General features: G+C 61.6%; 18 protein-coding genes, 1 tRNA gene, 2 rRNA genes and 1 pseudogene (1 of these 22 only partly in view). 10 read left to right on the top strand and 12 right to left on the bottom strand.

What is annotated here, in order from left to right; translation table 11 throughout:
* From NKH49_RS25420 to NKH49_RS25390, 7 genes are all read right to left on the bottom strand, one after another.
* A partial coding sequence (locus NKH49_RS25420; protein ID WP_352928401.1) for an ABC transporter ATP-binding protein occupies positions 1-950 on the bottom strand: 950 nt, incomplete at its 3' end.
* Positions 950-2,053: an ABC transporter ATP-binding protein gene (locus tag NKH49_RS25415; protein ID WP_352618524.1), complete on the bottom strand. Its 1,104-nt coding sequence runs from the start codon at positions 2,051-2,053 to the stop codon at positions 950-952. The genes NKH49_RS25415 and NKH49_RS25420, both read right to left, overlap by 1 nt.
* On the bottom strand, positions 2,050-2,271 hold the full coding sequence (locus NKH49_RS25410; RefSeq protein ID WP_023675179.1) for a hypothetical protein: 222 nt from the start codon (positions 2,269-2,271) through the stop codon (positions 2,050-2,052). The genes NKH49_RS25415 and NKH49_RS25410 overlap by 4 nt, the downstream gene beginning before the upstream one ends.
* A complete protein-coding gene (locus tag NKH49_RS25405; protein WP_292661213.1) occupies positions 2,268-3,227 on the bottom strand; it encodes a carbohydrate ABC transporter permease in 960 nt (319 codons plus the stop codon). The genes NKH49_RS25410 and NKH49_RS25405 overlap by 4 nt, the downstream gene beginning before the upstream one ends.
* A 1-nt stretch (position 3,228) precedes the next feature.
* Positions 3,229-4,134, bottom strand: coding sequence for a carbohydrate ABC transporter permease (locus NKH49_RS25400; RefSeq protein ID WP_254816733.1), 906 nt, complete (start codon positions 4,132-4,134; stop codon positions 3,229-3,231).
* A 74-nt stretch (positions 4,135-4,208) separates the two neighbouring features.
* Positions 4,209-5,525 (bottom strand): ABC transporter substrate-binding protein, encoded by a 1,317-nt coding sequence (locus NKH49_RS25395; RefSeq protein ID WP_352448404.1) that lies wholly within the window; start codon positions 5,523-5,525, stop codon positions 4,209-4,211.
* A gap of 357 nt (positions 5,526-5,882) precedes the next feature.
* On the bottom strand, positions 5,883-6,578 hold the full coding sequence (locus tag NKH49_RS25390) for a TetR/AcrR family transcriptional regulator (protein WP_502893839.1): 696 nt from the start codon (positions 6,576-6,578) through the stop codon (positions 5,883-5,885).
* Between the two features lie 109 nt (positions 6,579-6,687).
* On the opposite strand from NKH49_RS25390, the gene NKH49_RS25385 reads away from it, so the two are divergent.
* Genes NKH49_RS25385 through NKH49_RS25375 form a run of 3 tightly spaced genes read left to right on the top strand, consistent with a single transcriptional unit; the run spans position 6,688 to position 9,178 of the window.
* Entirely contained in the window at positions 6,688-7,884 is a 1,197-nt protein-coding gene (locus tag NKH49_RS25385; protein ID WP_352503237.1) for a Tm-1-like ATP-binding domain-containing protein, read from the top strand.
* A gap of 11 nt (positions 7,885-7,895) precedes the next feature.
* On the top strand, positions 7,896-8,735 hold the full coding sequence (locus tag NKH49_RS25380) for a phosphoenolpyruvate hydrolase family protein (protein ID WP_352474864.1): 840 nt from the start codon (positions 7,896-7,898) through the stop codon (positions 8,733-8,735).
* Between the two features lie 26 nt (positions 8,736-8,761).
* Positions 8,762-9,178: a cupin domain-containing protein gene (locus tag NKH49_RS25375; RefSeq protein WP_352539467.1), complete on the top strand. Its 417-nt coding sequence runs from the start codon at positions 8,762-8,764 to the stop codon at positions 9,176-9,178.
* Between the two features lie 330 nt (positions 9,179-9,508).
* On the opposite strand, the gene NKH49_RS25370 is transcribed toward NKH49_RS25375, so the two are convergent.
* Positions 9,509-9,862 (bottom strand): hypothetical protein, encoded by a 354-nt coding sequence (locus NKH49_RS25370; RefSeq protein ID WP_352618518.1) that lies wholly within the window; start codon positions 9,860-9,862, stop codon positions 9,509-9,511.
* A gap of 62 nt (positions 9,863-9,924) precedes the next feature.
* Entirely contained in the window at positions 9,925-11,130 is a 1,206-nt protein-coding gene (locus tag NKH49_RS25365) for a M24 family metallopeptidase (RefSeq protein WP_352618516.1), read from the bottom strand.
* Between the two features lie 366 nt (positions 11,131-11,496).
* Between NKH49_RS25365 and NKH49_RS25360 the strand changes: the two genes are divergently transcribed.
* From NKH49_RS25360 to NKH49_RS25330, 7 genes and pseudogenes are all read left to right on the top strand, one after another.
* Positions 11,497-13,107, top strand: a complete 1,611-nt coding sequence (locus NKH49_RS25360) for an ABC transporter substrate-binding protein (RefSeq protein ID WP_352618513.1) — start codon at positions 11,497-11,499, stop codon at positions 13,105-13,107.
* A gap of 273 nt (positions 13,108-13,380) precedes the next feature.
* Entirely contained in the window at positions 13,381-14,367 is a 987-nt protein-coding gene (locus NKH49_RS25355; protein ID WP_352618510.1) for an ABC transporter permease, read from the top strand.
* The gene (locus tag NKH49_RS25350; RefSeq protein ID WP_352618507.1) at positions 14,364-15,194 is read left to right on the top strand and encodes an ABC transporter permease; all 831 of its coding nucleotides are present in this window, start codon (positions 14,364-14,366) and stop codon (positions 15,192-15,194) included. The genes NKH49_RS25355 and NKH49_RS25350 overlap by 4 nt, the downstream gene beginning before the upstream one ends.
* Positions 15,191-16,018 carry an ABC transporter ATP-binding protein gene (locus tag NKH49_RS25345; RefSeq protein WP_352539471.1) on the top strand — a complete coding sequence of 276 codons (828 nt, stop codon included), beginning with the start codon at positions 15,191-15,193 and terminating at the stop codon, positions 16,016-16,018. The genes NKH49_RS25350 and NKH49_RS25345 overlap by 4 nt, the downstream gene beginning before the upstream one ends.
* Complete coding sequence (locus NKH49_RS25340; protein ID WP_352448413.1) at positions 16,015-16,806, top strand: ATP-binding cassette domain-containing protein; 792 nt, start codon at positions 16,015-16,017, stop codon at positions 16,804-16,806. Before NKH49_RS25345 ends, NKH49_RS25340 begins: the two co-directional genes overlap by 4 nt.
* Complete coding sequence (locus tag NKH49_RS25335) at positions 16,803-17,309, top strand: L-2-amino-thiazoline-4-carboxylic acid hydrolase (protein ID WP_352474855.1); 507 nt, start codon at positions 16,803-16,805, stop codon at positions 17,307-17,309. The genes NKH49_RS25340 and NKH49_RS25335 overlap by 4 nt, the downstream gene beginning before the upstream one ends.
* Before the next feature lie 318 nt (positions 17,310-17,627).
* Positions 17,628-17,954, top strand: a pseudogene (locus NKH49_RS25330) (hypothetical protein).
* Between the two features lie 65 nt (positions 17,955-18,019).
* Here the strand turns inward: NKH49_RS25330 and NKH49_RS25325 are convergent.
* The 3 genes from NKH49_RS25325 to NKH49_RS25315 all read right to left on the bottom strand — a co-directional run.
* Positions 18,020-18,096: transfer RNA gene (locus NKH49_RS25325), tRNA-Met, on the bottom strand.
* A gap of 130 nt (positions 18,097-18,226) precedes the next feature.
* Positions 18,227-18,341: ribosomal RNA gene (gene rrf, locus NKH49_RS25320) — 5S ribosomal RNA — on the bottom strand.
* 96 nt (positions 18,342-18,437) lie between these two features.
* Positions 18,438-19,381 (bottom strand): 23S ribosomal RNA (locus NKH49_RS25315); it runs 1,855 nt beyond the window's last position.

Genomic DNA, 19,381 nt, shown 5'->3' with positions numbered 1-19,381 from the left:
ATTTTTACCCGCCTAGGGTCAACTTCTGCGCCCCCCCCCCCGGCCCCGGGGGCGGGTTCGTCTTTAAAGCCGGATCGCGGACTACCCCCCTCTCGGTGGGGCCCTCCGGGGCCCCCCGCGCCCGTCTTTAGCCCCCCCGAAGTCTTGGCACCCCCCGAAAACGGCAATTCGAAATTCAGCGGTGCCATCACCGCACGTCCGTTGACAAGCTTGCCGTCGATGAGGTTCATCGGCGGCGAGCCGACGAAGCTTGCCACGTAGGTGTCGCGCGGATTGTTGTAGATCTCGTACGGCGTGCCGGTCTGGACGATGCGGCCATGGTTGAGCACGCCGACCTTGTCACCCATCGACATCGCCTCGATCTGATCGTGCGTCACGAACAGGAAGGTGGCGCCAAGCTGCATCTGCAGGTTCTTCAATTCGATGCGCAGCGCTTCGCGCAATTTGGCGTCGAGCGCCGACAACGGCTCATCCATCAGGAATACCCTCGGCTTGCGCACGATGGCGCGGCCGATCGAGACGCGCTGCATCTCGCCGCCTGAAAGCCGGTCGGTCTTGCGGTCGAGTAGATGCTCGATCCGCAGCGTCCTGGCGGCGCGGTCGACGCGATCCTTGATCTCGGCATCGGGCAGCCGGCGGATTTTCGGCTTCAGCGGAAATTCGAGGTTTTGGCGTACGGTATAGCGCGGGTAGAGTGAATATTGCTGCAGCACCAGCGCCACGTCGCGCTCCGCCGCGCCCCAATCGGCGACATCGACGCCGTCGATGAAGACCTGGCCTTCGCTCGGTTTTTCCAGGCCGGCAATCATGCGCAGCGTCGTCGTCTTGCCGGCGCCGGTCTCGCCAAGCAGAACGAAGAACTCGCCATCGGCGATGTCGAGATCGAGCCCGGTCAAGGCGGTGTGGTTGCCGAATTTCTTCGAGATGTTCTTGAGCTGGATGTGGGCCATCAGAGTCTCACTCCCAGCGATTTGCCGCTCGCCGTGTCGAAGAAATGCGCCTGGCTGGGATCGATTCTGACGAAGACTCTTTCGCCGGGGCCGCCGATGAAGCCGCTCTTGGTGCGCGCACGCAGCATCTTGGAGCCGACCTTGAGGTCGACGATGTCGAAGGACCCGAGCGGCTCGACGATCTGCGTCTCCACCGGCAAGAATCCCTCGGCGGCTTCGCGGCGGACGAGGACGCCTTCCGGCCGGATGCCGAGCGCGAGTTGGCTGCCGGCATGGCCGTTGAGCTTCGACAGCAAAGCGCGCGGGAATTCGAAACCGGCGGCCGCATCGCCGACCGTGACCGAGGCCGATGAGGCTTTCTCGGTCACCGAAGTGTCGGCGACGTTCATCACCGGGCTGCCTACAAATTGCGCGACGAAAAGATTCGCCGGATGCGAATAGACCTCGTCCGGCGAGCCGACCTGCTGGAGCACACCTTCATGCATGATGACGATGCGGTCGGCGAGGCTCATCGCCTCGATCTGGTCGTGGGTGACGTAGATGCTGGTCGAGCCCTGCTTGATGTGCAGCCGCTTGATCTCGGCCCGCATCTCCTCGCGCAGCTTGGCATCGAGCGCCCCGATCGGCTCGTCCATCAGCATCGCCTTCGGCCGCCGCACCAAGGCTCGGCCGATCGCCACGCGCTGCATGTCGCCGCCCGACAGCGCCGACGGTTTCTTGGCGAGGAGATCGCTGATCTGCAGCGTCTTGGCGACCGAGCGCACCTCGCTGTCGATCTCGGCGTTGCTCTTGCGCGTCGCCCTGAGCGGAAAGGCGATGTTCTCATAGACGCTCATATGCGGATAGAGCGAGAACGACTGGAAGACCATGGCGATATCGCGATCGGCGGCCTTGAGGTGCTGGACCGGCTTGCCGTCGATGAGGATGTCGCCGCCGTCGATCGTCTCCAGCCCGGCAATCGCCCTGAGCGTCGTCGTCTTCCCGCAGCCCGACTGGCCGAGCAGCACGATGAACTCGTTGTCGTCGATCTTCAGGTTGAGGTCTTTGATGACCTGGACGGCGCCGAAATATTTCTGGATGCCTCGAAGCTCGATCTGGGTCAATGCTGTGCCCCCGGATTTGCCCCTTGCCCGGTGCCGGCCTTCTCCTCCGGCGCGATCTTGGAGGTGATGTTGAAGCCGATCAGGCCGATCAGGATGATGGTCACGCCATAGCTGTGCAGCAGCATGTTCCACGGCTGGCAGAGCGCGATGATACCGAGCACCATCAGCACCTGGCTGCCCGGTTCGAGATATTTCTGGTTGATGTCGCGAAAGCTCATTTGCGGATCGCTCCAAACGACATGCCGCGCAACAGGTGGTTGCGGAGCAGGAAGGTGAAGATCGCGACCGGCAGCAGGAACAGGAAGGTTCCGGCGGCAATCACCGTCCAGTCCGGCAGGCCGGAACCGACCTGGCTGGGGATGAAGGGCGGTGCTGTCTGGGCACGGCGGCTGGTCATGATCAGTGCGAAGGCATATTCGTTCCACGCCGTGATAAAGCAGAACACGGCGGTGGCGGCGATGCCGGTGGCGGCCTCGGGCAGCACGATCTTGAAGAAGGCCTCCATGCGCGTATAGCCGTCGACGAGGGCCGCCTCCTCATACTCCTTGGGGATCTCGTCCATGAAGCCTTTCATCAGCCACACCGAGAAGGACAGGTTGAAGGCGGTGTAAAGGATGATCAGGCCGATATGGGAATCGTTGAGGCCGACCGCCCGGTACATCAGGAACATCGGAATGGCAACGACCACCGGCGGCAGCATGCGTGTCGACAGGATGAAGAACAGTAGGTCCGCCTCGCCTTTTACCTTGAAGCGCGAGAACCCATAGGCGGTGAAGGTGCCCATGCCGACGGCCAGGACGGTCGAGGTTATGGCAACGATCAGTGAGTTCATGAAACGGCTCGGATAGCCCGACCACTGCACCTGGCCCTTGCCGTCGCGCACGATCTTTTCGCCCCCATTGAAAACGACGCGCTCCCACCACGGCGCAGCCGCGTACTCCTCCGGCGACGGCGGGCTGCGCAGCTGCGAACGCTTGGTAAACAACTTGACGAAGGGCGATATCTCCGGCTGGAAAACCACCGTCGGCGGAATGGTGGTGGCGAGGTTGCGCGGCTTGAACGCCGTCGAGGCGATCCAGTAGATCGGCGCCAGGAAGATGATCGTCACCAGCAGGACAGCGACGATGGCGACCCGGTTGAAGGTGATTTCGGAAGAAGTGCGGACTGCGGCCATCTCAGCGCTCCTTCACCTTGTTGAGGTATTTGACATAGATGTTGGTGATCGCCAGCACCATGATCAGCACGATGTAGGCGAGCGCGCAGGAACGCCCGGTCTGCCATTCCTGGAACGCCATCTTGTAGAGCCGGATCGAGATCAGCTCGGCCGTCGGCTGGCTGGTCAGGATGTAGGCGAGGTCGAAGGTCTTGAACGCCTCCATGGTGCGGAAGATGACCGCGATCATCAGGATCGGCGCAACCAGCGGCAGTGTTATGCGGAAGAAGGTGTAGAATGGTCCGGCCCTGTCGATCGCGGCTGCCTCGTAGAGATGCTTGGGCACGGCCGACAGGCCGGCCAGCGACAACAGCATGACGAAGGGCGACCACATCCAGATGTCGGTCAGCGCAACCGCATAGAGCGCCATTTTCGGATTCGACAGCCATTCGAAGGTGCCGAGGCCGAGCGCATAATTGATGATGCCGAAGGACGGATCGTAGAGCAGCTTCCAGAACAGGCCGACGACGGCCATCGACAGCATCATCGGCAACAACAGGAGCGTCGTCAGCAGGCCCTTGAGCGGAATGTCGCGATTGAGCAGCATGGCCACGCCGAAGCCGACGAGCAGCTGGCCGGCGACCGAGATGATGACGTATTTTGCGGTGATGGCGAAGTTGGACCAGACATAGGGATCGCTGAGCAGGTCGCGATAGTTTTGCAGCCCGACGAAATTCGCCGCCGCGCTGGTCGAGGCGCGGAAATCGGTGAACGAATAGCCCAGCGAATAGATCAGCGGGAAGATGTTGAAGACGATCAGAAACAGGATCGTCGGGATGATGAAGAGATTGCGGATCGAAATGTCGCTTAGACCGCGAGCGGCGGCCCGCGAGGACCTGTCCAGCGTGGTGATCATCGTGGTCGCCAAGACCCTGCTCCCGGTTCAAGAATCAGAAAAAGAAACGGAGGAGGCACGAACGCCCCCTCCGTGAAACTTCATGCTTATTGGCCGCGGCCGTATTTCTTGAAGGTCGCGTTCCAGTCGGCTGCCAGTGCGTCCAGCGTCTCCTTGGCGGTGCCTTCGCCGCCGATCATGTAAGGATAGATGCGCTGGTTAAGCTGCTGCAGCAGTTCCGCGTATTCCGGAACCGCCCAGAAGTCCTTGACCTTGAACATGGTCTCGTAGAACGCCTTGTTGTAGGGCGTGGCGTTCTGGAATTCAGGCGACTTGAGCACGGCGGCACTGCAGGTGTAGCCGCCAAGCGCTGCCCATTTCTTCTGGGTCTCGTCCTTGATGAACCATTCCAGGAACTTCGTCGCCTCTTCCTGCTTCTGCGAGTAGGAAACGATGGAGATGCCCTGACCGCCGAGTGCGGCGAACTGGTCGCCGCCAGGTCCGGCTGGATTGGCGAAGAAGCCGGTGTTCTTGGCGTTCGGGTTCGACGCCTCGTTGATCAACGAGGGGAAGAACGCGAAGTAGTTCATGCTCATCGCGGCTAGGTTTTCAGTGATCGCCTGGTTGTCCTCGACGAAGAACGACTTGGCCCAGCCCGGAGGCGTGAACTTGTAGAGTTCCTTGTAGGCGTCGAGCGCCGCGATCGCCTTGTCGGAGTTGATGAAGCCATCGACCTTGTAGGTCTTATAGTCACCCAGCTCGCCGCCAAAGGAGAACAGCGCGTTTTCGAAGCCCATCGCCATCGCGTCATAAGAATTGTCGGTGTAGATGGCGATGCCGTATTTTTTCTGGTCCGGCCGGTAGAAGAATTCGGCGATGTCGCGTAGCGCCTTGAAATCCTTCGGCACGTCGAGATCGTAGCCATACTTGGCCTTGAAGGCTTCCTTTTCCTTGGGGTCTTCGAACCAGTCCTTGCGATAGGACCAGCCGACGGCGTCGCCTTCGAGCGGAATGGCCCAGTACTTGCTGCTGCCGCCCGGATATTCGGCATAGTATTTCACCGTGGCCGGTGCCATCACTTCACCGACCTTGTGCTTGTTGAAGAAGTCGGTCAGGTCGACATAGTGGCCACCGGTCGAGCCAGCACCAAGCCATTGCGAGTCGCCGACGACCATATCGTAGGCGTCGCCATGGGCGTTGAACTCGGTGAAGGCCTTGGTCTGGAAGTCGGGCCACGGTGTGGTTTCCACCGTGATCTTGACGCCGGTTTCCTTCTCGTACTCGTTGCCGAGTTCCTGCAGGTAATTGGCCGGATCCCATTCCGCCCAGAAGATTGTAAGTTCCTTTTCCTGCGCGTAGACGGACGTTCCGCAGGCGAGCACTAGGCCGATACCAGCAAGCAAGCTGGTCATTGTCTTGCGCATAATGATTTCCTCCCTTGTGCGCATTCTACCGTTCATGAGAACCGGCATCGAGGCCGGCCCTGGTAGTCCTCCCGTGACGGCACCGTTTCGGTCTGTGAGCCTCCTCGCTCGACCGAAACGGATCTCAGCCTTCACCTTTGATCCGCTTTATTTGTCCTGATCTGGTATTACCAATTTAAGAGGAACGTCAAGCCCTTTCTTGGACGGTGGCGGACACGCAGACAAGTTGGCTTCTGCGATATCTGCCTGTTTTCCCTGAATTTTCCTACTCCTTGATACATGAATGCCTTACTTGGGCCGCTGCATCGCTAGTAGCATGAATAGCCAGGTTGAAAATCTGGTCGAACCAGATTGGCGTCATCTCACGGCGGTCGTCGGCGCGATCCCATCTCCTTCAATCATCGATTCGGTCATAGCCGCGCGCACAAGAGCGCCGGCCGCCCATTGCGCAACCGACATCATACTGCGGCTATCCAATCCCCATATATCCTTTAAAACGATCAGCACCTCAACACCGAAGATCAATGACAGCGCCTGCGCGAGCCGCTTGAATTCGCGCGGCGGCAACCGGCCTTTGAGTGGCGCGATCGCATCTTTCAAGAGATCGACGCGATGGCCGCGGGTGAAGGCAGGTTCGCCGTCAAGCGTGCCTGCCTGTCGCTGCGCCCACTGGTCGAGCGACAGTTTCAGCGCCGCCTTGAACGTCGCTTCGAAGACCTCGATGCGCGGCATGGCGGTCTCGAACAGCTCGGCGACCCGGCGCTCGGGATCGGCAGAGCTCGATTTCCACGTAAGGATCGGCCCAAGCCCCTCATCGACCACCGCCTGCACCAACGCCGCCTGGCTCGGAAAATACCGATAGGCGGTGGCGCGCGAGACCTCCGCTGCCTCCGCCACCTCGCTGACGGAGGGCGTGGCGCCCGCCTGCATCAGCTTTGTCGCCGTCTCCAGCATGAGACGCCTGGTGCGCGCGCGGGCCCCGCGCTCTACCTGGGGGTTCGGCCCTTGGCTGGCATCGTCGTCGATTGCCGCCTGTTGACGTGAGACATTCATGTCAATACGATACGCGTGTCTCAAAAAATTGCAATGGTCCTTCGCGCCGCCGAACGGCCGGACAAAAAGGGGCGGCAGCGCCGAACACGCCCAAGACCGGGGAAACGCGATGAAGCGCATCTATGTGGTGGGCACCGCCGACACCAAGGGCGAGGAACTCGCGTTTCTGGCCGATGCGGTCGCCGCTACCGGCGCTTCGATTGCCCGTGTCGACATCGGAACACGCGGCGCGACCGTGCCGGTCGATGTTTCGGCAGACGAGGTCGCCAGCCACCATTCCGAGGGTCGCAATGCCGTACTCGGCGTCGACGATCGCGGCACCGCGGTGGCGGCGATGGCTGCCGCCTTTGCCCGGTTTGTCCAGTCGCGCAGCGATATTGCCGGGATTATCGGCATTGGCGGCGGTGGCGGCACTTCGATCATCACCGCAGGCATGCGCACGCTGCCGCTCGGTCTGCCCAAGATCATGGTTTCGACGTTGGCCTCGGGTGACACCGCGCCTTACGTCGACGTCTCCGACATCGTCATGATGCCGTCGGTGACCGACATGGCCGGCCTCAACCGGCTTTCGCGTGTCGTGCTGCACAATGCCGCCCAGGCGATATCAGGCATGGCGACAAAGCCGGCGCCGCCGCCCGACGGCAAACCGTCGCTCGGCCTCACCATGTTCGGCGTCACCACGCCATGCGTGACCGCGATCGCCGATGAGCTTCGTTCGACTTATGACTGCATGGTCTTTCATGCCACCGGCACCGGCGGCCGCACCATGGAAAAATTGGCCGACAGCGGCCTGTTGTCCGGCGTCATCGACATCACAACGACCGAAGTCTGCGACTTGCTGTTTGGCGGCGTGCTGCCGGCGACCGAGGATCGCTTTGGCGCCATCGCCCGCACCGGGCTGCCTTATGTCGGCTCGGTCGGCGCGCTCGACATGGTCAATTTCTGGGCGCCGCCGACAATTCCGGAACGCTATCGCGGCCGGCTGTTCTATGAGCACAATCCAAACGTCACACTGATGCGCACCACTGCCGACGAAAGCAGAACGATCGGCGAATGGATCGGTACAAGGCTGAGCCTCTGCCAGGGTCCGGTTCGTTTCCTCATTCCGGAGAAAGGCGTGTCGGCGCTCGACATTGAAGGCGGCGCCTTCTTCGACCCTGAAGCCGATGCCGCTTTGTTCGAGGCGATCGAGCGTACCATCAAACCCGCCAAAACGCGGCGCGTGCTGCGTTTGCCGCTTCATATCAACGACCCCGAATTCGCCTGGGCTGCCACAACGGCCTTCCTCGACATCGCCAGACAGTGAGACACCAAGACATGGCCGCCATACCGCGCAAGAAAATCCTGGAGAAATTCCGCAAGATGATCGCGGACGGCGTGCCGATCGTCGGCGGCGGTGCCGGCACCGGCCTGTCGGCCAAGGCAGAGGAAGCCGGCGGCATCGACCTGATCATCATCTACAATTCGGGCCGCTACCGCATGGCCGGGCGCGGCTCGGCCGCCGGCCTGCTCGCCTATGGCAACGCCAACGAGATCGTCAAGGAAATGGCCTACGAAGTGCTGCCGGTAGTGAAGAAGACGCCGGTGCTGGCCGGCGTCAACGGCACCGATCCCTTCGTCATCATGCCGCTGCTTTTGGCCGAGTTGAAGACGATGGGTTTTTCCGGTGTGCAGAACTTTCCGACTATCGGCCTGTTCGACGGCCAGATGCGGCAGAGTTTTGAAGAAACCGGCATGGGCTTCGGGCTCGAGGTCGACATGATCGCCGAGGCTCACAAACTCGACCTGTTGACCACGCCCTATGTCTTCAACGCAGACGAGGCGCGCGCCATGACGACAGCTGGCGCCGACATCGTCGTCGCCCATATGGGGGTGACCACCGGCGGCTCGATTGGCGCGACATCGGCTAAATCGCTGGACGACTGTGTGAGCGAGATCGACGCCATCGCCAAAGCGGCACGCTCAGTGCGCGAGGATATGATCCTGCTTTGCCATGGCGGGCCGATCTCGATGCCGGACGACGCCAGATATGTTCTCGAGCGCTGCAAGGGCCTGCACGGGTTCTATGGCGCCAGTTCGATGGAGCGGCTGCCGGCGGAAGCCTCAATCGCCAGGCAGACGGCGGATTTCAAGGCGGTCACGTTCGGCGCTGCGTAGAGACCAGCAAACAGAAGGGTGGAACGATGACGGAGAACAGCAAGGTATTCGTATATCCAAAAGACGTCAGCGCCTTCGGCTTCGACTGGGGCAGGCTGTCGCTGACGGTCGCTCCCGAAGTGAACGGCGCAAAGCGATTTTCCGGTGGTGTCGTCGACCTACCGTCAGGCAAAGGCCATACGCGTCATAACCATCCGGGTGCGGAGGAGATCATCTTTGTCATCTCAGGCAATGGCGAGCAGATGGTCGAAGACGAGAAAGGCAACCCGGTCGTCGAGAAAGTCGGCCCCGGCTGCACCATCTATGTGCCGGAAAGCCGCTTCCACTCGACGCTCAATACCGGCGATGCGGCCATGCAGCTTTTCGTCGTCTATTCGCCGGCAGGGCCGGAACTGGCATTGCGGGAGTTGCCGGATTTCAGGTTGATCCCGCCGGGCAGATAATGTCACAGGCTGAGGCCAATCTTCATCGCACGAGCGACCCTTGCTAGGTTGTTAGTATCGCTTCCCAGAGCGAGCCTATCCGGCAAAGTGGGGACATCGCGCTCTGATCGGAAAGCATCCGGCGAAGGTAAGCGCGCCACCCAGTAGGACAAACAGTTTTCCGCTGCCTCCGGACCAAGCTGCCAGAGTACAAATCGAACAGCATTTTCAGGGAACATGAAGCCCGGAACTTCAGAACATGCGACCTGTTCGGCTAGTTTGCGCGGAACGTCGAAACGTTCGAAGAGCGGCAGGACAGTCGTTTGGATGTTGGCAACGATGTTCGCGATTTCAGCCTGGCGGGTATGCGGGTTTGCGATGTTCCATGTCCGCCAATGATGCGGGGTTCGCAAATTGCCAAGCTGTCCACCGGCGACCCAATCGCTGACACTGGCGGACCAAGCGCTTCGCTCGTCCCACTCCTTTATTGCATTTGCTGTAGACCGACGCATGCACGACGAGTTCGACGTACTCGCCGCCGACGTTCAGATAGTTTGATTGAAAGGAGATTTTGAATGCCCAGTCGCCGGCCCGACGACTCGCATGAGGACCGGTTTTCGCAAAGCGGAACCCAATCGGTTCGAACTCCATGGAGATCTGCTCGCACCCGTCGATAAAGACCTGCTTGGGCAGTTCGCGTTCCATATCGGCAAATGCTCGCTGGTGTGACCAATTGTTTGCTCGAACGAGGTAATCTCAAGAACGGGCTAGGTACCAGCGCCTAAGCCGCCCCCGCCCCTGTTCCAGCCCCGGCCCCGATCGCCGAACATGACGTAGCCGGCATCGGTCACCGCCACCGTGTCCTCCAGCTTGATGAAGCCGCGCGTCGGGTGGAGCATGGTCGTCTCGACCGAAAGCACCATGTTCTTCTCCAGCGGCTTTGCGGCATAGGTGCCTTCATATGTCACCGGATGGTTGGTCATCAGGAACGGCGCTTCATGCGTGATCAGCCCCATGCCATGCGCGAAAAAATCAGTATAGGCCGCAACCTTGGATTTCTTCAGAACGCCTTCGGCATGAGAAATCATGTCACCGCCCAGCGTGCCCGCCTTGACCTTGGAGAAGGCCGCCTGCTGCACTGTCTCGATCTCGGCCAGCAGATCCTCGAGTTCGGCGTCAGGGTCGCCCAGCACGCCCATGCGGCAAAGATCGCCGATATAGCCGTGGTAGTTGCCGCCGGAATCGATCGACATCACTTCGCCCCGTTTCCACGCCTGCGGCGAGGCTGCGCGGTTGTGGCTGGAGCCTAGCGTTAACAGGCAATATTCGAAATGCGCGCCGCGATTGGTCTCCTCGCGCCTGAGATGTTCGATGATCTCGCTCTTTGTCGTGCCTTCGCGTGCCCAGCCGATGGTCGCCAGCATGGAATCGGTGATCAGCTCCGAAGCGATGCGCAGCTTTTCCAGCTCCGCCTCGGTTTTGATTGCCCGCATGCGCTCCAGCATATCAGTCGCATCGATCAGCTTGGCATCCGGCAGCGCGTTGCGGATCAGCATATAGGCGTCGGCCGGCAGGAAGGCGGGCTCGATGCCGATGCGGGCATTGCCCTTGCCGATCTTTCGCAAATGCTCGACCGCCAGATTGGCGGCATCGAGCGTACCCCAGCAGGCGGCATGCAGTGTCGGCGTCCAGAATGGATGATTCTGGTGCTCGCCGCCTTCCATGCGGTTGCCGATATAGGCGGCATGCTCCGGCCCACCTTTCTCATAGACGACGACAGGCAGATAACGGCTGTGGCCGATTGCATCCATAGCAGCGAAGAAGATGAACTTATAGCCGCCAAGCAGATATTGCGAGTTGTGCTTGGAGGTGGCGAGCAGCACGTCGATGCCGGCCTCCTCCATCAGCCCGTCCACCCTGGCCTGGTCGAACGGCACGCTGCCGACGGCATTCTTGCCTGGGGCAATGTTCATGTCTCTCTCCCTGAAATCCCTTAGCCGGCCGCTCGCCGGCACCGGCTTTTCCGGCTCTGAACCTCGGCTGTGCTTAAATCTGCATCATTTTGCCCGATCTGGTCCAGCCAGAACGGGCGAACCAGCCCCAAAAGCTGCTCCACCTGCTGCACTTTACTCCAGTCTGGTCCTGCTAGAACCGCGCGTCGAACCGTTTTCTGTACAACTGGTCCAGCGGACGGAAATTTCAAAGCCACGTAGAGATGCGCCAATTCCGTCTTTGGCGAAACCCCGCATAAGGCCCATAATCAGCTTTGCAGGATGCTTACGAGCGTCCGAGGGGTACGGCGGACCCGGCCGGGTCCGCGGAGAGGACGGAGTTCGATCATGCCAGAGTTCACCATTTCCAGACGTACAATGCTGGCCGGTTCGGCGTTGCTGTTGGCCTCCACCGCCATGCCGACGATCGGCTCGGCGCAGACGCCGAGAAAGGGCGGACGACTGGTTGTCGCTGCCGATTCCGAGCCGCGCAATCTCAATCCGGCGATTGTCGCCTCGAACGGCGTCTTCTTCATTTCGAGCAAGATCGTGGAAACCTTGGCCGAGGCCTCCTTCGGCGGCAAGGACGGGCTCGATCCGCGCCTGGCGCTCAGCTGGGAAGGTGCCGCCGACGGCATGGCGGTGACGTTCAAACTGCGCGAGGGCGTCAAATGGCATGATGGGAAGCCATTCACCTCAGCCGATGTCGCCTTCTCGGCGTTGCAGGTCTGGAAGCCGCTGCAGAATCTCGGCCGCACCGTGTTCAAGGATCTGGAGGCGGTCGACACGCCGGACGAAACCACCGCCGTGTTCAAATTCGCCAAGCCGACACCGTTCCAGCTAATCCGCAACGCCTTGCCGGCGCTGAGCAGCGTGGTGCCCAAGCACATCTACGAGACCGGAAAGATCGAGGACAACCCGGCCAACAACGCCCCGGTCGGCACCGGACCGTTCAAATTTGCCGAATACAAGCCCGGCGAATATTACCGGCTGGAGAAGAACACCGACTATTGGGGCAAGGACGAGCCCTATCTCGACGAGATCATCTATCAGGTGCTGCCGGACCGCACGTCGGCGGCCAGCGCCCTGGAAGCCGAAGAGATCCAGCTCGCCGCCTTCTCCGCCGTGCCCCTGGCCGATCTCGACCGCATCTCCAAAGTGCCCGGTCTCAAGGTGATCACCAAGGGTTATGAAGGGCTGACCTACCAGCTCGTCGTTGAGATCAATCATCGCCGCAAGGAGCTGGCCGACCTGAAAGTACGCCAGGCGATCGCTCACGCCATCGACAAGGATTTCGTCGTCAAGACGGTATTCCTTGGCTATGCCGCCACCGCCACTGGCCCGGTGCCGAAAAACGACCCGCAATTCTACACCGCCGACGTGCCGACCTACGCTTTCGACGTCGCCAAGGCCAATGCCTTGCTTGACGAGGCCGGCTACAGCCGGGGCGATGACGGCAAGCGCTTTTCATTGAGATTGCTGCCGGCGCCTTACTTCAACGAAACCAAGCAGTTCGGCGACTATCTGCGCCAGGCGCTCGCCGTCATTGGCATCGACGCCCAGCTGGTCAACAACGACTCTGCCGCGCACATCAAGGCGGTTTACACCGACCACGCCTTCGACCTTGCGGTCGGGCCGCCGGTGTTCCGCGGCGATCCGGCGATCTCGACCACCATCCTGGTGCAGAGCGGTATTCCCGACGGCGTGCCCTTCTCCAACCAGGGTGGCTACAAGAATGCCGATCTCGACGCCCTGATCGCCAAGGCATCGGAGACGCTCGACACCGCCGCCCGCACCGAACTCTACAAGGAGTTCCAGAGAAAAGTTGCCGCCGACCTGCCGCTGATCAACGTCGCCGAATGGAGTTTCATCAGCGTCGCCCGCGATACGGTCAACAACATCGCCAACAACCCGCGCTGGGCGGTATCGAACTGGGCGGACACTTGGCTGGAGGCTTAGGCAGGTCGGCTCAAGGCTTGCACATCGCCTATGTGGGTGCTCAGCTTCGGCTATGAGAGTTCCTTCGCGCCCCCCTCTGTCCTGCCGGACATCTCCCCCACGAGGGGGGAGATCGGCTGTCATTGTCGCTTTCGCCAATCTCCAGCGTTGCAAGACGGCCGGCATCGCCGAAACTGCCAATCTCCCTCCTTGTGGGGGAGATGTCCGGCAGGACAGAGGGGGGCGCCGTAAAGCGCGGCACGGAAGACTTGGCTCTCCTATCGGCGTTGCGCCATGACCCGCGCCGTCATCCTCCTTCGCCGCCGTCTCGTCGGCAGCATCTTCGTGCTGCTGATTGTCGTCATCGGCACGTTCCTGTTGCTCGAAGCCGCTCCCGGCGATGCGGTCGATGCCTACATTGTCTCGACCGGCGGCGACGCCGGCATGATCGAGCTGTTGCGTCACCGCTGGGGGCTCGACCAGTCGGAGCTGACGCGGCTGGCCAATTATCTTTGGGCGCTGCTGCATCTCGATCTCGGCCAATCGGTCAGCTTTTCGCGGCCGATCCGCGATGTCATCCTCGAGCGCCTGCCCAACACGCTGCTGTTGATGGGGAGCGCCACGGCGCTCTCCTTCGGCCTCGGCTCGGCTCTCGGCATCTATGTCGGCGCCAGTCCCGGCAGCTTCCGCGATCGTTTCCTGTCCATCGGTTCGCTGGCGCTCTATGCCGTGCCGGGCTTCTGGCTCGGGCTTGTGCTGATCATTGTCTTCGCCGTCGACCTGCGCTGGTTTCCGATCGGCGGCATCGAGAGTATCGCCTCGGCCAAGAGCGGCCTCGATCGCGCCGCCGACATCGCCCGCCATCTCGTCCTGCCGGTTTCGGCGCTCGGCTTCATTTATCTCGCGCTCTATCTGCGCATGATGCGCGCCGGCATGGCCGAGGTGTGGCGGCAGGACTTTGTGCTGGCCGCCCGTGCCAGGGGACTTTCCCGCCGTCGCATCGTGCTCGCTCACGTCGCCCGTAACGCGCTGTTGCCGCTGGTCACCATGTTCGGCCTGCAGTCGGCGCAAATGCTGGGCGGCAGCGTCGTCATCGAAAGCGTCTTTTCCGTGCCAGGCATTGGCCGACTGGCGCAGGAAGCAGTGGCCGCGCGGGATACCCCACTACTGCTCGGCATCATTCTCGTCAGCGCCGTCCTGGTCGTCATCATCAACCTTCTCGTCGACATCGCCTACGCCTTCCTCGATCCGCGCGTCGGCGCCAGTGAGGCCGGCGCGTGAGCCCGCTTCGCCGCTTTCTCCGGACCCCGGAAGCGATCGCCGGCGCGGTCATCCTGGCGGCGCTGTTTGCCGTGGCGCTTGCCGCACCTTTGTTCTTTCCCGGCGATCCGCAGGCCATTGCCGGGCCGGCGTTGCTGCCGCCGTTCCAGGACTGGTCGTTGCCACTCGGCACCGACCGCCTCGGCCGTGACGTGCTTGCCGAGCTCTTCCATGGCGCCCGCACCTCGCTGGCGGTCGGGCTGGCAGCAGCCGCCGCCGCCCTTGCCGTCGGTGCCGTGATCGGCACGTTGGCCGGCTTTGCCGGCGGTCTTGTCGACGAGATGCTGATGCGCATCACCGACGCTTTCCAGACCGTCCCAGCCTTTCTGCTGGCTTTGGCTTTCGTCAGCATCGTCGGGCCGTCGCTCGGCGTCGTCGTCGCTGCGATCGCGCTGGGCGCCTGGACCGGACCGGCACGCGTGGCGCGGGCCGAAGTGCTGTCGATCCGCGAGCGCGATTTTGTTGCCGGCGCCCGCGTCATCGGCATGCATCCGCTGGAGATCGCCTTTCGCGAGGTGCTCCCCAATGCGCTGCCGCCGGTAATGGCTTTGTCGTCGGTGATCGTCGCCGCGGCGATTCTCACCGAAGCGGCATTGTCCTTCCTCGGCCTTGGCGACCCCAACCGCGTAACCTGGGGCGGCATGATCGCCGAAGGCCGCGCCGTGCTGCGCACCGCGCCCTTCCTGTCGATCATTCCGGGCGTAGCGCTCGTGCTGACCGTGCTCGGCGTCTATCTCACCGGCGAAGGCGTCGTCGAGACCACGGCGATGAGGAGGAGCCTGTCGTGACGGCGCTTGCTTCGATTCGCAGTCTGACGGTGACCTATCGCCGCGACGGCGCCGAGGTGGCGGCGCTAAAGAATGTCAGCCTCGACATCCCCGCCGGCGAGCGCTTTGCCATCATCGGCGAGAGCGGTTCCGGCAAGAGCACGCTGGCGCTAGCCATTGCCGGGCTGCTGCCGGCCACTGCCAAGATCGAAGGCCGTATCGATTGGCTCTTGCGCCCGCCACCAATGTTTGGTGCCAAGGCACCTGCCGGTCTTCGCGACCATGCTCCAATCGGTGGCCGTGACATCGGCTTTATTTTCCAGGACCCATCCGCAAGTCTCGATCCGGTGATGCCAATAGGCAAGCAGATCGCGGAAGTCGCCTACACCCATCTCGGCCTCAGTTGGCGAGACGCCTATGCCAAGGCAAAAACCCTGCTCGAACGGGTCCGTCTGCCCGACCCCGATGTCGCTTTGCGCGCGTTTCCACATCAGCTCTCCGGCGGCCAGAAGCAGCGCGTGGCGATCGCCGCAGCGATTGCGGCCGGGCCGAAACTGCTGATCGCCGACGAGGCGACCAGTGCGCTGGACACCATCGTGCAGGCCGAGATTGTCGGGCTGATCCGGCGACTGGTGGCCGAGGACGGTATGACGCTGCTGTTCATCAGCCACGACATTGCGCTGGCCGCTGAGCTTGCAGAGCGCATCGCGGTGTTCCGGCATGGCGAGCTGCTCGAGCTCGATTCGACAGCCCAAATCGTCAATGCCCCGCGGCACGCATACACTCGTGTGCTGCTTGACGCTCATCTCGGCCTCGACGCCGAGCCGCTGTTGCGGCGAACATGACCGACCCACTGCTCGCCGTTTCCGGCCTGACCAAACGATACAGTCGCGGCGGCAAGACCATCGCCGCGGTCGACGACGTCTCCTTCCACATCGACCCCGGCGAGACGCTGGCGCTGGCCGGACCTTCCGGCAGCGGCAAGTCGACGATAGCTCGTCTAGTGCTCCGGCTCATCGAATTCGATACCGGCAGTATCGAATTTGAAGGCAGCGATTTCCTGTCGCTGAACGGCGCTGCCTTGCGCGGCCGGCGCACTCGTCTTCAGATGGTGTTTCAGGATCCGCTCGCCGCCTTGAACCCACGCGCCACAGTCGCGCGTGTGCTCGACGACCCCTTGCGCATCCATCACATTGCCTCTGGCCCCGAGCGCCCGCGCCGTATTGCAGCTCTGCTGGAACGCGTCGGCCTCAGCCCCGGTCTCGCCGGCCGCGCCATTCACGAAATTTCCGGCGGCCAACGCCAGCGCGTTGCAATCGCCCGCGCCATCGCCACGAAACCGTCGCTGGTCGTGCTCGACGAGGCCGTGTCGGCGCTCGACGTTTCGGTTCGCGCGCAGATCCTGCGGCTGCTGCTCGACCTTCAACGCGAGGAGCGCATCGCCTATCTGTTCATTTCGCACGATCTCGGCGTCGTCCGTGCCATCGCCCACCGCATCGCCATTCTGGACGGCGGGCGGATTGCCGAGCGCGGCGATGCCCGCACCGTCATCGACGCGCCGCAATCCGCGATCGGCAAGGCGCTGGTGGCGGCAGCGCCAAGACTTTCGAGGATCGAACAGGACGCATCATGACCGACGCCGAAGCCAGAGCCGAAAAACTGTCGCGCGAACTCGATTCCGCCTTCCGCAACCGTGCCGATCTCTATCGTCTGTTGCTCGACGAGCTGACCGCGGAAGTTGGCGCGGAAAAGGCTGAGGCGATCATGATCCGCACCATCGAACGGCGAGGCAGGGAGGTTGCGGCGGCGGCCTTCGCCGATTTCGGCCCCAACGACGCACCGGCGATCGGCGAGGCGTTCCTGGCCGTCAGCCCGGATGGCGGCCGCATGTATCCGACCGATGTCGAACGCGGCCCGGACCGCATCGCCTTCAGGGTCAGGCGCTGCCCGCTGAAGGACGCCTGGGTCGAAGCCGGCATCGACGACGAGAAGCTCGCCACGCTCTGCCGCATCGCCGGCGCCTTCGATCGCGGCCTGTTCGAGGCCACCGGAGTGCGCTTCGACAACGTCACCTGGACGGCGGGCCACGGTTCCGGCTGCTGCCACATCGCCTTGACCAACCGCGATGCCGGTTAGAGCTGCAGCTCGAGCCATGTCGGCGAAGAAGTAGAGTTCCGTTCCGTTGGGCAGCACGGAGCCAAAAACCCCGGCGCCATAAGGCAAGCGGGGATTTTGATGTGTGCATTGCAGGGAGTTCGTGCGGACAGTATCTGCCTCGGTGTCCCGCTGTGTCGGCTTCGTTGCTAAGTGTCCGGGTTGCTACGTGTCCGGCCGGACGCGTCTTTGTGGGTTCATGGCTGTGGCTTCGAGCCACGGCAATCAAATCAATCCGAGATTCTGTCGGATTGCGGCATCCTTGTTCGTCTTCTGTAGGGGAGTTCCTGGAGGTGAATTATGAGCGAATTGCCGCTGGTCAAAACGCGACGCAAAGGCAAGACCCTTACGCAGAGCATGCTGATCCCAACCGAGAAAATGGTCGCTGACGAGCTCCGGGCTGCACGACCTGACCACTTGTCGGACCTTGCGGAGTTACGACGTAAGCTCGCGGCAAAATACGGAGCAGACGCCTGCTGCCCAGTGACTGTGCGGCGGCACCTGGTGCATATCAGTTAAGACGGCAGCGCGCCTTTTTGGCGCGTCGTAAATCCCGATCGGCCATTCGCCCCACGTATGAGAGGTGGATCGGAGCACATACGCGAAAAATTGGCCGCGGAATGCTAAGTGTCCTGTCGCCGTACTTCAGCCCATACGAAAACGGCCCGCACAAGGCGGGCCGTTTTCGAATTTGGTTGCGGGGACAGGATTTGAACCTGTGACCTTCAGGTTATGAGCCTGACGAGCTACCGGGCTGCTCCACCCCGCGTCAACCCTAAAGGTAAGCCTTGGCTCACCAGATTCAAGCTTCCGCCAAATGAAAGGGCCGCTTTCGCGGCCCGGAGTCCCGTTGGCGGGCCTGTTCGTAAGGAGAAGATTAAACAACGTGCGCTTGGCAGACCTGGCAGCGACCTACTCTCCCGCGTCTTGAGACGAAGTACCATCAGCGCTGGAGCGTTTCACGGCCGAGTTCGGAATGGGATCGGGTGCAGCCGCTCCGCCATAACCACCAGGTCGGCAAAACGCACGTTGCTCGAGAAGCTGTTTTCTGTGCCATCCATTTCGGCGCAATCCAAGGATTGTCACTAGAAATGGGCATTAGGAATGAGAACGATCAAGCCGATCGAACTATTAGTACCGGTAAGCTTCAAGCGTTGCCGCTCTTCCACACCCGGCCTATCAACGTGGTCGTCTTCCACGGTTCTCAGGGAATACTCGTTTTAAGGTGGGTTTCCCGCTTAGATGCCTTCAGCGGTTATCCCGTCCGGATATAGCTACCCTGCTATGCGGCTGGCGCCACAACAGGTCCACCAGAGATCCGTCCATCCCGGTCCTCTCGTACTAGGGACAGATCCTTTCAATATTCCTACACCCACGGCAGATAGGGACCGAACTGTCTCACGACGTTCTGAACCCAACTCACGTACCGCTTTAAATGGCGAACAGCCATACCCTTGGGACCTGCTCCAGCCCCAGGATGCGATGAGTCGACATCGAGGTGCCAAACAACCCCGTCGATATGGACTCTTGGGGGTCATCAGCCTGTTATCCCCGGCGTACCTTTTATCCGTTGAGCGATGGCCCTTCCACGCGGGACCACCGGATCACTATGACCGACTTTCGTCTCTGCTCGACTTGTCAGTCTCGCAGTCAGGCAGGCTTATGCCATTGCACTCAGCGAACGATTTCCGACCGTTCTGAGCCCACCATCGCGCGCCTCCGTTACTCTTTAGGAGGCGACCGCCCCAGTCAAACTACCCACCATACATTGTCCCGGACCCGGATAACGGGCCGCGGTTAGACATCCATAGTGATAAGGGTGGTATTTCAAGGATGGCTCCACCTGAGCTGGCGCCCAGGTTTCAAAGCCTACCACCTATCCTACACATGCCACTACGAATGCCAATGTAAAGCTATAGTAAAGGTGCACGGGGTCTTTCCGTCTAACCGCAGGAACCCCGCATCTTCACGGGGAATTCAATTTCACTGAGTCTATGCTGGAGACAGCGGGGAAGTCGTTACGCCATTCGTGCAGGTCGGAACTTACCCGACAA

Source organism: Mesorhizobium sp. M1088 (assembly GCF_040318575.1).
Classification (GTDB): Bacteria; Pseudomonadota; Alphaproteobacteria; order Rhizobiales; family Rhizobiaceae; genus Mesorhizobium.
This window is presented reverse-complemented; position numbering and strand designations above follow the sequence as displayed.

Coding starts and splice junctions, on each gene's coding strand:
- NKH49_RS25410 (WP_023675179.1), bottom strand. CDS start 2,271: ATGAGCTTTCGCGACATCAACCAGAAATATCTCGAACCGGGCAGCCAG.
- NKH49_RS25405 (WP_292661213.1), bottom strand. CDS start 3,227: ATGGCCGCAGTCCGCACTTCTTCCGAAATCACCTTCAACCGGGTCGCC.
- NKH49_RS25395 (WP_352448404.1), bottom strand. CDS start 5,525: ATGCGCAAGACAATGACCAGCTTGCTTGCTGGTATCGGCCTAGTGCTC.
- NKH49_RS25390 (WP_502893839.1), bottom strand. CDS start 6,578: ATGAATGTCTCACGTCAACAGGCGGCAATCGACGACGATGCCAGCCAA.
- NKH49_RS25385 (WP_352503237.1), top strand. CDS start 6,688: ATGAAGCGCATCTATGTGGTGGGCACCGCCGACACCAAGGGCGAGGAA.
- NKH49_RS25380 (WP_352474864.1), top strand. CDS start 7,896: ATGGCCGCCATACCGCGCAAGAAAATCCTGGAGAAATTCCGCAAGATG.
- NKH49_RS25375 (WP_352539467.1), top strand. CDS start 8,762: ATGACGGAGAACAGCAAGGTATTCGTATATCCAAAAGACGTCAGCGCC.
- NKH49_RS25370 (WP_352618518.1), bottom strand. CDS start 9,862: ATGGAACGCGAACTGCCCAAGCAGGTCTTTATCGACGGGTGCGAGCAG.
- NKH49_RS25365 (WP_352618516.1), bottom strand. CDS start 11,130: ATGAACATTGCCCCAGGCAAGAATGCCGTCGGCAGCGTGCCGTTCGAC.
- NKH49_RS25360 (WP_352618513.1), top strand. CDS start 11,497: ATGCCAGAGTTCACCATTTCCAGACGTACAATGCTGGCCGGTTCGGCG.
- NKH49_RS25355 (WP_352618510.1), top strand. CDS start 13,381: ATGACCCGCGCCGTCATCCTCCTTCGCCGCCGTCTCGTCGGCAGCATC.
- NKH49_RS25340 (WP_352448413.1), top strand. CDS start 16,015: ATGACCGACCCACTGCTCGCCGTTTCCGGCCTGACCAAACGATACAGT.
- NKH49_RS25335 (WP_352474855.1), top strand. CDS start 16,803: ATGACCGACGCCGAAGCCAGAGCCGAAAAACTGTCGCGCGAACTCGAT.